This is a genomic window from Caulobacter segnis, from assembly GCF_003243465.1.
GTDB classification, from domain to species: Bacteria; Pseudomonadota; Alphaproteobacteria; order Caulobacterales; family Caulobacteraceae; genus Caulobacter; species Caulobacter segnis_A.
The window spans coordinates 17,100-30,850 of record NZ_QFQZ01000059.1 but is presented as its reverse complement, the minus strand read 5'-3'; the positions used below and the strand labels follow the sequence as shown (position 1 = coordinate 30,850).

The window sequence follows — 13,751 nt, the reverse complement described above, 5'->3', positions numbered from 1 at the left end:
GAAGCGGGTTAAAACCCCGCGCGTCGAGGGCTCACCGGATAACGGCCACGCGGAGCGTCTGGCTTCGTCGAAACGGTACACACACTTCAAACCTCCGGACGAACGTCCGGCGCTCCGCTTCCCTTCCCTCCCTTCAGCGGCCAGCCGCGTGAAGCGGCGAAGCCGCGCCCTCACCAAAACTCCCTCCGTTTTCAGACGAACACAGGTTTCATCCTGCCCTGAAAGCGCCTAGAGCCTGTCCCTTGGACAGGCTCCCGTTTCTTGCCTGGAGCGCGTTTGGCGGCGAAACCGCTTACACTTTCGCCTAACGCGCTCTAGGTAAGCCTCAACCTGAGCATAACCTTGCAGGGACGAGCGACATGGATGACGCGGGCGTGAGCTTGCAGGCGACGATGGCGGACATGGGCCGGACGGCCCGCGAGGGCGCGCGCGCCTTGCGTCTGGCCACGCCAGAGCAGCGCACCGCCGCCATCCGCGCCATGGCCGCCGAGATCCGCAAGGCCGCGCCGGCCATCCTGGCCGCCAACGCCCAGGACCTGGCCCGCGCCGAGGCCAACGGCGTGTCGGGCCCGATGCTCGACCGCCTCGCGCTTGACGAAAAGCGCCTCGAAGGCGTCGCCGCCGGGGTCGAGGCCGTGGCCGAGATCGCCGACCCCCTCGGCGTGGCGACCTCGCGCTGGACCCGGCCCAACGGCCTGGACATCAGCCGAGTGCGCACGCCGATCGGCGTGATCGCCATGATCTATGAGAGCCGCCCGAACGTGACCGCCGACGCCGCCGCGCTGTGCGTGCGCTCGGGCAATGCGGTCATCCTGCGCGGCGGCTCGGAGTGCATCGCCTCGAATCTGGCCATCCACGCGGCCATCGAACGCGGCCTCTTGGCGGCCGGCCTGCCCGAAAGCGCCGTGCAGGCGGTCAAGACGCCCGACCGCGCCGCCGTCGGCATGATCCTGCAAGGGCTGGATCGCTCGATCGACCTGATCATCCCGCGCGGCGGCAAGAGCCTGGTCGCCCGCGTCCAGGCCGAGGCGCGCGCGCCGGTGCTGGGTCACCTCGAGGGCCTGAACCACGTCTTCGTCCACGCCGCCGCCGACGCGAAGAAGGCCACGGATATCGTCGTCAACGCCAAGCTGCGCCGCGTGTCGGTCTGCGGCGCGGCCGAGACCCTGCTGCTCGACAAGGCCGCCGCCGAGACGCTGCTGCCGCCGATCGCCGAGGCGCTTCTGGCGGCCGGCTGCGAGCTGCGCGGCGACGCCGCCGCCCGCGCGATTGTTCCGGCCATGAAGACCGCGACGCCCGAGGACTGGACCACCGAATATCTCGCCGCGATCCTGGCCGTGGCCGTGGTCGACGGCGTCGAGGGCGCGGCCGCGCACATCGCGTCCTTCGGCTCGGGCCACACCGACGCGATCGTCACCGAGGACGAGGCCGCCGCCGATGCCTTCGTGGCGGCGGTCGACAGCGCCATCGTGCTGGTCAACGCCTCGACCCAGTTCGCCGACGGCGGCGAGTTCGGCTTCGGGGCCGAGATCGGCATCGCCACCGACAAACTCCATGCCCGCGGCCCGGTTGGGGCCGAGCAACTGACGACGTTCAAATATGTGGTTCGCGGGACCGGCCAGACTCGTCCCTGACGCCGGCCGGCCCTCCGCGCAACGCCTCGGCTTCCACCTGGAGCCGGGAATGCGCGTCGGCCTGTTCGGCGGCAGCTTCAACCCGGCGCACGAGGGCCACGCCCACGTGGCCGAGACGGCCATGCGCCGTCTGGAGCTGGACCGCGTCATCTGGCTGGTGTCGCCGCAGAACCCGCTGAAGCCCGCTCACGAGACCAAGCCCGTCGCCGAACGCATGGCGCAGGCCCGACGCTGGGCGCGGGGGTCGGGCATGATCGTCTCGGACGCGGAAACGCGGCTTGGCTCGCAATATACGATCGACACCCTGCGGGTGCTGAAGGCCCGCTTCCCGGGCGTGAAATTCGTCTGGGTGATGGGCGCCGACAGCCTGGCGGGCTTCCACCGCTGGCGCGGCTGGACCCAGATCATGCGCGAGGTTCCGGTGGCGGTGATCTCGCGCCCCTGGATCGCGCTGAAGGCCCGCACCGCCCCCGCCGCCCGCCGCTTCGCCTTCGCCCGCTGGCCCGCCAGCGCCGCCGCGCGCCTGCCGGACGCCACCGCGCCGGCCTGGGTCTATCTGACGGGGCCGCTGAATTTCGCCTCCTCGACCGCGCTTCGGGCGCGGCAGACGGGCAAGCTGGGCCGCTAGCTTGAGCGCGGCGCGAAGGGCGAAATCACGCTCGTTCACGCGCCCCCTCACCTTTCGCCCAATTCCGTGCTATGAGAGCTGTCCACAGCGACCCCATAAGGAGCAATACGCTGCGTAGCGACCCCGCGCATGGTGCGCACGAAGGCTCGGCCGGCGCCGAGTCCTCGACCGAAACGCCGGGCCTGAGTCCGGTTCTCGACGTCAAGGCGCTGGAGCGCCTGATCCTCGACCGCCTGGACGACGACAAGGCCCAGGACATCGTCCACATCGACCTGACGGACAAGAGCTCGGTCGCCGACAGCCTGATCGTGGCGTCGGGCCGCTCGCACCGTCACGTCGGCGCGCTGGCCGACCACATCCTGCGGGCGCTGAAGGAAAACGGCTTCGGCAAGGCGCGGGTCGAAGGCCTGCCGCATTGCGACTGGGTGCTGATCGACGCCGGCGACGTCGTCATCCACCTGTTCCGCCCCGAAGTGCGCGCCTTCTACAACATCGAGAAGATCTGGGCGGTCGACGCCCCGCACCGCACCGCGGCGAACTGATCTCGCTCGGCCGTCGCTCAGCCGGCGACGGCCTTGAGCGCTTCTCGCTCTGATGAAGATCACCATCCTCACCGTCGGAAAGCTGGGCCGCATGGTCGAGGCGCAGCTGGCCCTGGACTACGCGTCCCGCGCCACCGCCTCGGGTCGCGCCCTGGCGCTGGGTCCGGTCGAGATCGTCGAGGTCGAGGCCCGCAAGCCCGGCAAGGCCGCCGAGGCCGAGGTGCTGCGCCCGCATCTTGAGGGCGCCCACGTCATCGCCTGCGACGAGCACGGCAAGGTCCGCAAGAGCCGCGACTTCGCCGATCACCTGGCCAGGCTGCGCGACGACGGGACGCGCCGCGTGGTCTTCCTGATCGGCGGGGCGGACGGCCTGGATCCCTCGATCCTGTCGGGCGCCAACGAGACCATGGCTTTCGGGCCGCAGACCTGGCCGCACGCCCTGGCCCGCGCCATGCTGGCCGAGCAGATCTATCGCGCCGCCACCATCCTCTCGGGCTCGCCCTATCACCGCGATTAGGGCTAGTAAGTCGGCGATGCTTCGCCGCCCCTCGCGTCCCGTTCTCGCCCTCGCCGCCCTGGCCCTCGCCGTTCCCACGGCCGGGATCGCCTGGCAGAGCGTCGACCGCGCCGCCATGGAGCAGCGCGCCAAGGACCGCCAGAACGCCGCCGACACCCGCCGTGAAATCGAGGATCTGCGCGCCGAGCTCGACCGCCTCGACCACGCCCGCGTCGCCGCCGGCGCCGACGTCGACGCCAAGCGGGCGCGGCTGGAAGACCTGAACGCCCGCGAACGCGCCATCCTGGCCGATCTTGGCCTCAACCGACAGAGGCTGGCGCGGCTGCTCTCGGCGCTGCAGCTTTTCCGCCGCGATCCGCCGCCCGCCCTGCTGGTTTCGCCGGACAACGCCCGGGACGCGGTGCGCGCCGCCATCCTGATCCGCGCCATGACGCCGGACCTGCAACGCCGCGCCGAGGCCTACGCCCGTCAGGCCACCGCCGTCGGAACCCTGCGCCGCGAGGCCGCCGCCGCCTCGGCCGAGCTGTTCACCGCCGAGAGCGTGGTCGCCGACCGCAAGGGCGAGATCGAGCGGCTGATCATCGAGAAGACCCAGCTGGAGCGCGCCTACGCCCAGGAGGCCCTGGCCCAGGAGAGCGAGCTGCGCACCCTCGGCGCCCTGAGCGACGGCCTTGGCCGCGCGGCGGCGACGGGACCGCTGGTGCTGCGCCCGCCGGCCGCGGGCGACATCGTCCGACGCTTCGGCCAGGAGATGCCGGCCGGGGGCAAGGCGCCGGGCCTGACCTTGCGGACCGAAAAGGGCCTGGCGGTCACCTCGCCGGTGGCTGGAACCGTGGAGTACGCCGGCGCGCTGAACGGCTGGGGCGCCGTCGTGATCCTCCGCGCCCAGGGGGCCTATCACATCGTCCTGGCGGGCCTGGACCAGATCACCGCCGCGCCCGGACAATCTGTCGCGGCCGGCGCCGCGCTCGGAAAGATGCCGGACCATGTATCCTCCGATCCGGAACTCTATATGGAAGTCCGGGAAAACGGCGCGCCGACGGATCCGGAACGCTGGCTGAAACAGGAGTCGCGATAGGCGGCTTTTTGCGTAAAGGTGACCGTTGTGAGACGGTCCTCGGAACGTCAGGCGAAGTGTTCATGGTTTCGCCGCAACATGCGTTCTAGCTGTACAAGCTGGAGTCTGCTCTGGCAGGCTCCAGGGTTGGGACGGGGCTAAATTCGGTTTGCGACGCCGCGCGTCGCCAAGGGAGCCTTCTGGGCCTTAATGCGCAAGTACCTGCTCATCGGCGTTTCCGCCTTCGTCCTCGGCGCGGGGACCATGGCCTATGTCAGCCCCATCGCCCAGGCGAACAACGCGCCCAAGGCCAAGACCTACAAGCTGCTGGAACTGTTCGGCGACGTGCTCGGCACGGTCGAGGACCAATATGTCACCGAGGTCGACGACAAGAAGCTGATCGAGGCGGCGCTGGACGGCATGCTGACCAGCCTCGATCCGCACTCGGGCTACCTGGCCCCCGACGCCTACGAGGACATGCAGGACACCACCCGCGGCGAGTACGGCGGGCTTGGCCTGGAAGTCACCAGCGAGGACGGCGTGGTCAAGGTGATCTCGCCGATGGACGGCACCCCCGCCGCCCGCGCCGGCGTCCAGGCCGGTGACTACATCACCGCCGTCAACGGCCAGAGCGTTCTGGGCCTGACCGTCAACGAGGCGGTCAAGCAGATGCGCGGCCCCGCCGGCGAGGCCGTCACCCTGACGATCGCCCGCGACAAGACCGACCCGTTCGACGTCAAGCTGATCCGCGAGATCATCAAGCCCAAGGCCGCCATCGCCCGGATGGAAGGCGACTACGGCTATGTCCGCCTGCCCGGCTTCAACGAGAAGGCCACCGAGGCCCTCACCGCCTCGATCAACGAGCTGAAGGCCAAGAACCCGAAGATGAAGGGCCTGGTCTTCGATCTCCGCAACAATCCGGGCGGCCTGCTGGACCAGGCCGTCGGCGTCGCCGACGTGTTCCTGGATGGCGGCGAGGTGGTCAGCCAGCGCGGCCGCGATCCGCGCAACATCCAGCGCTACAACGCCAAACCCGGCGACCTGCTGAACGGCCTGCCGGTCGTCGTGCTGATCAACAACGGTTCGGCCTCGGCGGCCGAGATCGTCGCCGGCGCCCTGCAGGACCGTCACCGGGCCGAACTGGTCGGCCTGACCAGCTTCGGCAAGGGCTCGGTGCAGACCGTGATCCCGCTGCGCGGCGGGGCCGACGGCGCCCTGAAGCTGACCACGGCGCGCTACTTCACGCCCTCGGGCCGTTCGATCCAGAAGACCGGCATCACCCCGGACCTGGAGGTCGCCCAGACCCGCGACCAGGCCCAGGACATCGCCAACCGCGTCTGGTTCAGCGAGGCCAGCTTCAAGAACGCCCTGAACGGCGACGAGGGCAAGAACCGCGTCGCGCCGCACGCGCCCGCCGAGGCGCCGCCCGCCGGGTTCGACGACAAGAAGGACGACTTCCAGCTGCAGCGCGCCCTGGCGGTGCTCAAGGCTGGCGGTGTCGCCAACACCCCCAAGCTGCCCAAGCCCGCCGCCAAGATCGCCGAGGTCACCGCCAAGGCCGCCGCGGCCGCGACCAAGACCCCGGCCGCCGAGAAAAAGTAAGGCGGCCCTCCGGCCAACGACGCAACGCCGCCTTCCCCCCGGGAGGCGGCGTTTTTCGTTAGCATTGCGACGTCGGGCCGCGGACGCCCGCAAGGCCGTCGACCTCTCGTTAACCGTCTCTTCGGCGCTTGGCGCTTAGCTTGCCGCCCGATGGCCGCCAAGTCTTCCCGCAAGCCCGCTTACGCCGCCAGGTCGGGATCGGCCGGGTCGGCGGCCCTGCGCGCCAAGCTCGGGACGGCGCTGGCCAATCCCTATATCGGCGCCAGCGGCGCGGGCTGCCTGTTCCTGGCCTCGCTGGCGACGCTCGTCCTGGTCACCAGCGATCCCCATGCGGGCAATCCGATCGTCCGGCTGGAGCTCACCAAGATCGGCGCGACCAAGAACGCCCCCGAGGGCTGGCGCGAGGCGCTGACGGCCGAGGAGCCGCACGAAGCGCCCCTGAAGCCGAGCGAACTGAAGCTGTCCCGCGCGCCCTTCCCGCCCGAAAGCGCCGAGGAGAGCCACAAGCCCGCTTTCGAGGGCGAAAAGCCGCCTCCCCCCGTCCAGCAGGGGCCCGGACTGCCCCGCGCCCCGATCGCCGGCCTGACCGCGCCCGGTCCAGGCGGCGCGCCGCTGCCGATCATCGCCGCCGACGGCCGCACCGCCGCCGACGTCTATGCCCGCCCGTTCACGCCGAACGGCCGCCCCAAGGTCTCGGTCGTGATCGGCGGCCTTGGTCTCAACGCCCAGACCACTCGCGCGGCGATCGAGACCCTGCCTGGCGAGGTGACGCTCGCCTTCGCCCCCTACGCCGAGGGCCTGCAGGGCTGGATCGACCTGGCCCGCCAGCACGGCCACGAGGTGCTGCTCGAGACCCCGATGGAGCCGGCGGACTACCCTGAAAACGATCCCGGCCCCTACACCCTGATCGCCGCCAACCGGCCCGAGGACACCGTGCGCAAGCTGGAATGGCTGATGTCGCGGGCCACGGGCTATTTCGGCCTGGTCAACGATCTGGGCGCGCGCTTCATCGACAACGATCAGGCGATGAACACCTTCAACGCGGTGCTGAAGGCGCGAGGGCTGGCCTTCGTCGACGACGGCGTCGCCGCCCGCCGCGCCGGGCCGATCCCGCGCGTCTCGGCCGATCGGGTGATCGATGACGAGCTGTCGGCCAGCGCCATCGACGCCCAGCTCCGCGCGCTCGAGAACGGGGCCTCGGCGCGGGGCCAGTCGCTGGGCTCGGGCTTCGCCTATCCGGTGACGATCAACCAGGTCCGCCTCTGGGCCGCGGGCCTACAGGCGCGCGGCCTGCAGCTGGCGCCCGCCTCGGCCCTCGCCCGGCGCTAAGGCCTGTGAAATAAGGCTCGGATGATCCAAGAGCCTGACTATCCGCAGCATCGTCCCAATGTCGGCGTGGTCCTGTTCCATCCCGACGGCCGGGTCTGGTTCGGCCGCCGCCACAAGCAGCCGCCGCCCTACAACTGGCAATTCCCGCAGGGCGGGGTCGACGAGGGCGAGGACCTCGAAGCCGCCGCGCGTCGGGAGCTGGCCGAGGAAACCGGAGTGACCTCGGTGACCTTGCTGGGCCGCACGCCCGGCTGGATCACCTACGACTTCCCGCCCGAGGTCCTGGCCAGCGCCAAGGCCTCGCGCGGCTGGCGGGGGCAAAAGCAGGTCTGGTTCGCCTATCGGTTCACGGGAGACGAGCGGGAGATCGATCTGGAGGCGGACGAACACGTCGAGTTCGAGGCCTGGCGTTGGGGCAGGCTCGACGAAGCACCCGAACTGATCGTACCTTTCAAACGCGGCGTCTACGAAGCAGTCGTCGCCGCGTTCGCGGGGTTCGCCGGAGGGGCCTGAAAAACGGCTCCGTCGGCGCGGGGAGAACAGGGGTGGCGACAGTTCTGCTAATTCACGGCTACGGCTGCGCCGGCGATGTCTGGGGCCCGGTGGCCGCACGCCTTCGCGCCGAAGGCTACCGCGTCGAGACACCCACCATCCGGGCCGCCGTGCGGACGGTCGAGGGACCGCGCGCCGGTCTCGCCGGCCTAACCCTGGCCGACTATGTCGACGAGATGGTCGCCTACGCCCAGACCCTGGCCAAGGAAACCGGGGAGAAGCCCATTGTCATGGGCCACTCGATGGGCGGGCTGATCGCCCAGAAGATCGCCGAAGCCGGCCACGCCGCAGCGGTCGTGCTGTTCGCCCCCGCCTCCCCGGCCGACGCGCGCGGCAAGCCGAAGCTGGCGCCGCTGATCACCTTCCTGAACCTGGTCCTGGCCGGCAAGCCCGAGACCAAGGCCGGCAAGATGTGGAAGACCGGCTTCAAGTTCGGCGTCGCCAACGCCGTCCCCGCCGCCCGTCACGACGCTCTCTACGCCACCATGGTCCATGATAGCGGCCAGGTTCTGGCCGACCTGGCCTATCCCGCCAGGGACCCCCACAAGGCCGCCTATGTCGACGCCAGCAAGGTCACCGCGCCCATGCTGGTCCTGGCTGGCGCGCTGGATCGCACGACACCGGTCGAGGACGTGCGCCTTGTCGGCAGGAAGTACGCCGGCGCCGAGTATCGCGAGTATCCCGACAACGCCCACTATCTCATAGATGAGCCAAACACGATGAAGATCCTCGACGACCTGATCGCCTGGCTGGGCGGCAAGAAGCAGACCCCGGCCCAAGCGCCCGCCCCGACACCCAAGGCCGCGGCCCCCGCTCCGGCGCCCGAACCGGTGAAGGCCGAGCCCGCCCCGGCCCCGGCCCCGGCCCCGGCCCCGGCCCCGGCCCCGGCCCCGGCCGAGACGGCTGCGCCCGTCGAGGCTCCCAAGGCGGAGGCCAAGCCCAAGGTCGCGAAGGCCAAGGCGGCGCCAAAGCCCAAGGCCGAGGCCAAGCCGAAAGCCGAAGCCAAGCCAAAGGCGGAGGCCAAGCCGAAGGCCGCTGCGAAGGCCCCGGCCGCGAAGGCGGCGCCGAAGACCGCGGCTAAGGCGGCCCCGGCCGAAAAGGCGCCCGCCGCAAAGGCCGCCAAACCTGCGGCCGAGGCCAAGCCCGCGGCGAAGGCGAAGACGGCCGCCGCGCCGAAGGTCGCGCCCGCCAAGCCCGCCGCCGCCCCGAAGGGCAAGGCCGCCGCCGAGAAGCCCGCGGCCAAAGCCGCCGCCAAGCCGGCCGCCGCCAAGGCTCCAGCGGCGAAGGCTCCGGCCGCCAAGTCCGCCACGGCCAAGCCCAAGGCCGAGGCTCCCGCCAAGGCCGCGCCGGCCAAGCCCAAGGCCGAGGCCAAGCCGGCGGCCACGAAGGCTCCGACCGCCAAGAAACCTGCGACAAAGGCGACCGCCAAAACCTCGCCCAAGTCCAAATAGACCGTGTAGGCTGACCCGCCGGCGTCGTGTCGGCGGGTATAGTCAGGTTGAACGGCGTCATGCGCGCACCGGTTATCATGGTCCACGGGGCCTTTTGCGGCGGCTGGACCTTCGACGCCTTTCGCGCGCCGTTCGAAGCCGCCGGCCACACGGTGCTCACGCCTGACCTGATCGGCCACGATGGCGCGGGTGGCGTCAGCGGCGTCTCGATGACCGACTACGCGCGCCAGATCGCCCGCCTGGCCGCCGACTGCGAGGCGCCGCCCATCCTGGTCGGCCATTCGATGGGCGGCCTGGTCGCCCAAATGGCCGCCAGCCGCGCGCGCGTCGCCAAGCTGATCCTTCTGGCGCCGTCCGCGCCCTGGGGCGTGGCGGGCGTCAGCCTGGAAGAGGCGGCCTCGGCCATGAGCCTCTACGCCCTTGGCCCCTACTGGCTGCAGGCGGTCGCGCCCGACTACGGGGTGGTGCGCCGCTACAGCATCGACCGCCTGCCACGGCCCGCGCGCAAGGCGATCTTCGCCCGCATGACCGCCGAAAGCGGGCGAGCCCTCTGGGAAACCCTCAACTGGTGGCTCGACCCGTTCATGACCACCAGCGTCTCCGCGCCCGGCTGTCCGGTCCTGGCCATCGCCGGCGGCAAGGACGTCATCCATCCGCCCGCGACCGTGCGCCAGACGGCGGCCCGCCTGGGCGGCGCCGTCGAGGTCTTTCCGGAGATGAGCCATTGGCTGCCCGGCGAGCCTGGCTGGGAGCAGGTGGCGGACCGCTGCCTGGCCTTCATCGCCCAGGACCATCGCGCCGCCGCCTGACGCCGCGCTACTGCGGGCTGAAGACCTTCAGCCCCAGGATCCCCGCTACGATCAGGCCCAGGCACGCCAGCCGCGCGGCCGTGGCGGGCTCCTTGAACAGCAGGATGCCGACGATCGCCGTGCCGACGGCGCCGACGCCGGTCCAGACGGCGTAGGCCGTGCCCAGCGGCAGGGTCTTCACCGACCATCCCAGGAGACCCATCGACAGGGCCAGGCTGGCGGCGGTCAGGGCGATCGGGATCGGCTTGGTAAAGCCTTCGGTGAACTTCAGGCCGACAGCCCAGCCGACCTCGAACAGTCCGGCGATGAAGAGAATGATCCAGGCCACGCGAAGTCCCGTCTTCGAAAAGGCGGGGTCGTCCCCGGAAAATGCAAAAGGCGCGGGGTCGTCCCCGCGCCTTCGCTAGATAGGGCCGCCTTGCGGGCGGAGCAACCTAGAGCGTGAGGCCGAAAGTGGGAACCGGTTTCGGCTGATCTCACGCTCTAAGTATTTGATTTAGAGCCTTTTTAACGCCTGAAATCGATTCCGATTTCAGGCTAAAGGCTCTAGAGCCCGATCAGCGGCTGTTGGTGCTGTACAGGATCTGGGCGCGTTCGAAGTTCTTGCCGACCGAGGTCTCGTCCAGCTTCTTCAGGCGCACATAGACGAGGCCCGCGTGGCCGTTGGCCCAGGCGTCGTCCCACGACACCGTGAAGCGGCGGAAGTCGCTGCCGACGGTCTGGTCGTTGCGGATCAGGCGCAGCTGCGGGCTGTTCTCCCAGGTCGCCCAGTCATGCAGGCCGTTGGCCAGTTCCTGAGCCTGCTCGGGGGTCTGGGCGTAGTCGATGGTGACCGTGCAGATGTTCTTGTTCGAGCCGGGGTTGTCGAGCGTGATGTTGTACGGCTTGCCCAGGTCGAGGATCCACTGCTCCTTCTTCTTCTTGAAGCCGTAGTCCTTGACCAGCTGGGCGAAGTCACCGCCGGCGACCTGCGGCTTGCAGACCTTGTCCAGCACGTCGAGCAGCTTCAGGGTCACCGGGTCGGTGGTCTTCGGACCGCGAACCGGGGCGGTGTAGGTCTCGGCCGGTGCGGCGGCGGCGGGGGCGGCGACGGGCGGCGCAGCTTGATCCGCCGGAGCGGCCGGGGCGGCTTGGCCCGGAGCCGGCGCGGCGGCGGGGGCCGGCGCGGGCGTGGCGGGAGCCGGAGCGGTTTGCTCCTGGGCGACGGCGGCGGTCGAGACCGCGCCGAGAGCGATCAGGCTGACGAGCGCAAGGCGCATAGGCTGGATATCCCCAACTGAACGAGAGGTCGGCATTAAAACCGACAGGCGGTCCCTCGCAACCCTTATGGCCGCCGATTGCGGCGGAGATTGGGTCACAAGTGTAATTTTTTCGCGCCCGACGCCGGAGCGCTCATGAAAACGCCCTCGATCACGAGGAACGAGGGCGTTTCAGAACTCAAGAATCGTCGGGCGATCAGGCCGCTTCGACGGCGTGCTCGGCCAGGATGGTCAGGCCGTCGGGACCGACGTCCGCGAAGCCGCCCTGGATGTCGAACACCTTGGTCGTCGCGCCGTCCTTCACAGTCACCTTGCCTTCGCGCAGGGTGGTCATGAACGGGGCGTGGTTGGCCAGGACGCCGAAGTCGCCTTCCGCGCCCGGGGCCTGGACCATGTCCACGTCGCCGGAGAACAGTTCGCGCTCGGGGGCGACCAGGGAAAAGTGCAGCTTGGCCATCAGTTGAAGGTCTCCTCGACGCCGCCCAGGGCGGCTTCGATGTCTTCGTCGGTCTGGATCTCGGTGCCGCAGAAGGGGCAGAAGCGGATGGTGGCCAGCACCAGGCCCGTCTCGCCCTCTTCCTCGCGTTCGCCGAGATTCAGCAGGATCAGGCCGCTGTCATGCTCGATGAGGCTGGCGGTCGTGTCCGGGGACACGGCCTCGGCCAGCTCATCGCAGCAGAAGTGGCCCAGATCGGCGTCTTCGGTCATTAGGCTTCGGCCGCCATCTTTTCGGCCTTGGCCACGGCTTCCTCGATCGGACCGACCATGTAGAAGGCGGCTTCCGGCAGGTGGTCGTACTCGCCGTCGACGATGCCCTTGAACGAGCGGATCGTGTCCTTCAGCTGGACGAAGGCGCCCGGCGTGTTGGTGAACTGCTCGGCGACGTGGAACGGCTGCGACAGGAAGCGCGAGATCTTGCGAGCGCGCGACACGATCAGCTTGTCCTCTTCCGACAGCTCGTCCATGCCCAGGATGGCGATGATGTCCTTCAGGGCCTTGTACTGCTGCAGGACTTCCTGGACGCGGCGCGCCACCGTGTAGTGCTCTTCGCCGATGACCAGCGGGTCCATGATCCGCGAGGTCGAGTCCAGCGGGTCCACGGCCGGGAAGATGGCCTGGGCCGCGATGTCGCGCGACAGAACGGTGGTGGCGTCCAAGTGGGCGAACGAGGTGGCCGGCGCCGGGTCGGTCAGGTCGTCGGCGGGCACGTAGATGGCCTGAACCGAGGTGATCGAGCCCTTGTTCGTCGAGGTGATGCGCTCCTGCAGGTTGCCCATCTCGGTGGCCAGGGTGGGCTGATAGCCCACGGCCGAGGGGATGCGGCCCAGCAGGGCCGACACTTCAGCGCCGGCTTGGGTGAAGCGGAAGATGTTGTCGACGAACAGCAGCACGTCCTTGCCTTCTTCGTCGCGGAAGTATTCCGCGATCGACAGGCCGGTCAGGGCGACGCGGGCGCGGGCGCCCGGCGGTTCGTTCATCTGGCCGTAGACCAGGGCGCAGCGCGAACCTTCGGTCGAGCCGTTGTTGGCCTTCGGGTCGACGTTCACGTTCGACTCGATCATCTCGTGATAGAGGTCGTTGCCTTCGCGGGTGCGCTCACCCACGCCGGCCAGAACCGAGTAACCGCCGTAGGCCTTGGCGATGTTGTTGATCAGTTCCTGCATCGTCACGGTCTTGCCGACGCCGGCGCCGCCGAACAGGCCGATCTTGCCGCCCTTGGTGTAGGGGCACATCAGGTCGATGACCTTGATGCCGGTGACGAGCACTTCGGCCGTGTTGGTCTGCTCGGCGAAGGTCGGGGCGTCGCGGTGGATCGTGCGGGTCAGGTCCGAGCGGATCGGGCCCTGCTCGTCGATCGGCTCGCCGATGACGTTCATGATGCGGCCCAGGGTGCCCGGACCGACCGGCACGCGGATCGGCGCGCCGGTGTCCTTGACCGGCTGGCCGCGGACCAGACCTTCGGTCGCGTCCATGGCGATGGCGCGGACGGTGTTCTGGCCCAGGTGCTGGGCGACTTCGAACACCAGGCGCTGGCCGGTGGCGGTGTTGACGGTCTCGACGGCGTTCAGGATCGCCGGCAGGGCGCCGTCGAACTCGATGTCGACGACGGCGCCGATGATCTGCACCAGGCGGCCGGTGGCGCCGTCCAGGTTCACGGCGGCGTTGGCCGGAGCCGAGGCGGCGGCGGCCTTCGGGGCGGCCGGCTTCTTGGCGGCGGGAGCCTTAGCGACGGCGGCCTTCGGAGCCGCGGCAGCCTTCGGGGCGGCGGCGGCCTTGGGCGCGGCGGGCTTCTTGGCGGCGGCGGTCGCCGGCTTTTCAGCGGGGGTCTTGGCCATGGCGTGCGGGTCTTTCGATCTCTGCGTGCTTGTGT

The 13,751-nt window shown here is 69.8% G+C and carries 15 protein-coding genes and 1 pseudogene; 10 read left to right on the top strand and 6 right to left on the bottom strand.

Annotated features, from left to right (window positions below; all coding sequences use genetic code 11):
• Window positions 1–155, bottom strand: a pseudogene (locus tag DI526_RS16655) (hypothetical protein); the annotation flags it as partial.
• Between the two features lie 204 nt (window positions 156–359).
• Here DI526_RS16655 and DI526_RS16650 point away from each other — a divergent pair.
• The 10 genes from DI526_RS16650 (at window position 360) to DI526_RS16605 (ending at window position 10,121) form a co-directional block, all read left to right on the top strand.
• Window positions 360–1,634: a glutamate-5-semialdehyde dehydrogenase gene (locus DI526_RS16650; RefSeq protein WP_304280367.1), complete on the top strand. Its 1,275-nt coding sequence runs from the start codon at window positions 360–362 to the stop codon at window positions 1,632–1,634.
• On the top strand, window positions 1,600–2,262 hold the full coding sequence (locus DI526_RS16645) for a nicotinate-nucleotide adenylyltransferase (RefSeq protein WP_304280365.1): 663 nt from the start codon (window positions 1,600–1,602) through the stop codon (window positions 2,260–2,262). The genes DI526_RS16650 and DI526_RS16645 overlap by 35 nt, the downstream gene beginning before the upstream one ends.
• Before the next feature lie 110 nt (window positions 2,263–2,372).
• Window positions 2,373–2,804 carry a ribosome silencing factor gene (rsfS, locus tag DI526_RS16640; protein WP_304280372.1) on the top strand — a complete coding sequence of 144 codons (432 nt, stop codon included), beginning with the start codon at window positions 2,373–2,375 and terminating at the stop codon, window positions 2,802–2,804.
• Window positions 2,805–2,856: 52 nt separating this feature from the next.
• Entirely contained in the window at window positions 2,857–3,321 is a 465-nt protein-coding gene (gene rlmH / locus DI526_RS16635) for a 23S rRNA (pseudouridine(1915)-N(3))-methyltransferase RlmH (RefSeq protein ID WP_304280364.1), read from the top strand.
• A 16-nt stretch (window positions 3,322–3,337) separates the two neighbouring features.
• Window positions 3,338–4,399 (top strand): murein hydrolase activator EnvC, encoded by a 1,062-nt coding sequence (locus tag DI526_RS16630; RefSeq protein ID WP_304280361.1) that lies wholly within the window; start codon window positions 3,338–3,340, stop codon window positions 4,397–4,399.
• Between the two features lie 189 nt (window positions 4,400–4,588).
• The gene (locus DI526_RS16625; protein WP_304280358.1) at window positions 4,589–5,980 is read left to right on the top strand and encodes a S41 family peptidase; all 1,392 of its coding nucleotides are present in this window, start codon (window positions 4,589–4,591) and stop codon (window positions 5,978–5,980) included.
• 150 nt (window positions 5,981–6,130) lie between these two features.
• Window positions 6,131–7,309: a divergent polysaccharide deacetylase family protein gene (locus DI526_RS16620; protein ID WP_304280356.1), complete on the top strand. Its 1,179-nt coding sequence runs from the start codon at window positions 6,131–6,133 to the stop codon at window positions 7,307–7,309.
• Window positions 7,310–7,333: 24 nt separating this feature from the next.
• Complete coding sequence (locus tag DI526_RS16615; protein WP_304280370.1) at window positions 7,334–7,822, top strand: RNA pyrophosphohydrolase; 489 nt, start codon at window positions 7,334–7,336, stop codon at window positions 7,820–7,822.
• A 32-nt stretch (window positions 7,823–7,854) separates the two neighbouring features.
• Window positions 7,855–9,312, top strand: a complete 1,458-nt coding sequence (locus DI526_RS16610) for an alpha/beta hydrolase (protein ID WP_304280354.1) — start codon at window positions 7,855–7,857, stop codon at window positions 9,310–9,312.
• Between the two features lie 59 nt (window positions 9,313–9,371).
• Entirely contained in the window at window positions 9,372–10,121 is a 750-nt protein-coding gene (locus tag DI526_RS16605; protein WP_304280351.1) for an alpha/beta hydrolase, read from the top strand.
• A gap of 7 nt (window positions 10,122–10,128) precedes the next feature.
• Here DI526_RS16605 and sugE read toward each other — a convergent pair whose 3' ends face one another.
• From sugE to atpD, 5 genes are all read right to left on the bottom strand, one after another.
• Entirely contained in the window at window positions 10,129–10,449 is a 321-nt protein-coding gene (gene sugE / locus DI526_RS16600; protein WP_304280348.1) for a quaternary ammonium compound efflux SMR transporter SugE, read from the bottom strand.
• 229 nt (window positions 10,450–10,678) lie between these two features.
• Window positions 10,679–11,416, bottom strand: coding sequence for a hypothetical protein (locus tag DI526_RS16595; RefSeq protein WP_304280345.1), 738 nt, complete (start codon window positions 11,414–11,416; stop codon window positions 10,679–10,681).
• Window positions 11,417–11,576: 160 nt separating this feature from the next.
• Complete coding sequence (locus tag DI526_RS16590) at window positions 11,577–11,837, bottom strand: ATP synthase F1 subunit epsilon (RefSeq protein WP_304280342.1); 261 nt, start codon at window positions 11,835–11,837, stop codon at window positions 11,577–11,579.
• Window positions 11,837–12,088, bottom strand: a complete 252-nt coding sequence (locus tag DI526_RS16585; RefSeq protein WP_013077432.1) for a hypothetical protein — start codon at window positions 12,086–12,088, stop codon at window positions 11,837–11,839. The genes DI526_RS16590 and DI526_RS16585 overlap by 1 nt, the downstream gene beginning before the upstream one ends.
• Window positions 12,088–13,716, bottom strand: a complete 1,629-nt coding sequence (gene atpD / locus DI526_RS16580; protein ID WP_304280335.1) for a F0F1 ATP synthase subunit beta — start codon at window positions 13,714–13,716, stop codon at window positions 12,088–12,090. The genes DI526_RS16585 and atpD overlap by 1 nt, the downstream gene beginning before the upstream one ends.
• Between the last annotated feature and the right edge of the window lie 35 nt (window positions 13,717–13,751).

Coding starts and splice junctions, on each gene's coding strand:
- DI526_RS16595 (WP_304280345.1), bottom strand. CDS start 11,416: ATGCCGACCTCTCGTTCAGTTGGGGATATCCAGCCTATGCGCCTTGCG.
- DI526_RS16625 (WP_304280358.1), top strand. CDS start 4,589: ATGCGCAAGTACCTGCTCATCGGCGTTTCCGCCTTCGTCCTCGGCGCG.
- DI526_RS16620 (WP_304280356.1), top strand. CDS start 6,131: ATGGCCGCCAAGTCTTCCCGCAAGCCCGCTTACGCCGCCAGGTCGGGA.
- DI526_RS16590 (WP_304280342.1), bottom strand. CDS start 11,837: ATGGCCAAGCTGCACTTTTCCCTGGTCGCCCCCGAGCGCGAACTGTTC.
- DI526_RS16630 (WP_304280361.1), top strand. CDS start 3,338: ATGCTTCGCCGCCCCTCGCGTCCCGTTCTCGCCCTCGCCGCCCTGGCC.
- DI526_RS16585 (WP_013077432.1), bottom strand. CDS start 12,088: ATGACCGAAGACGCCGATCTGGGCCACTTCTGCTGCGATGAGCTGGCC.
- rlmH (WP_304280364.1), top strand. CDS start 2,857: ATGAAGATCACCATCCTCACCGTCGGAAAGCTGGGCCGCATGGTCGAG.
- DI526_RS16645 (WP_304280365.1), top strand. CDS start 1,600: ATGTGGTTCGCGGGACCGGCCAGACTCGTCCCTGACGCCGGCCGGCCC.
- atpD (WP_304280335.1), bottom strand. CDS start 13,716: ATGGCCAAGACCCCCGCTGAAAAGCCGGCGACCGCCGCCGCCAAGAAG.
- DI526_RS16650 (WP_304280367.1), top strand. CDS start 360: ATGGATGACGCGGGCGTGAGCTTGCAGGCGACGATGGCGGACATGGGC.
- DI526_RS16605 (WP_304280351.1), top strand. CDS start 9,372: ATGCGCGCACCGGTTATCATGGTCCACGGGGCCTTTTGCGGCGGCTGG.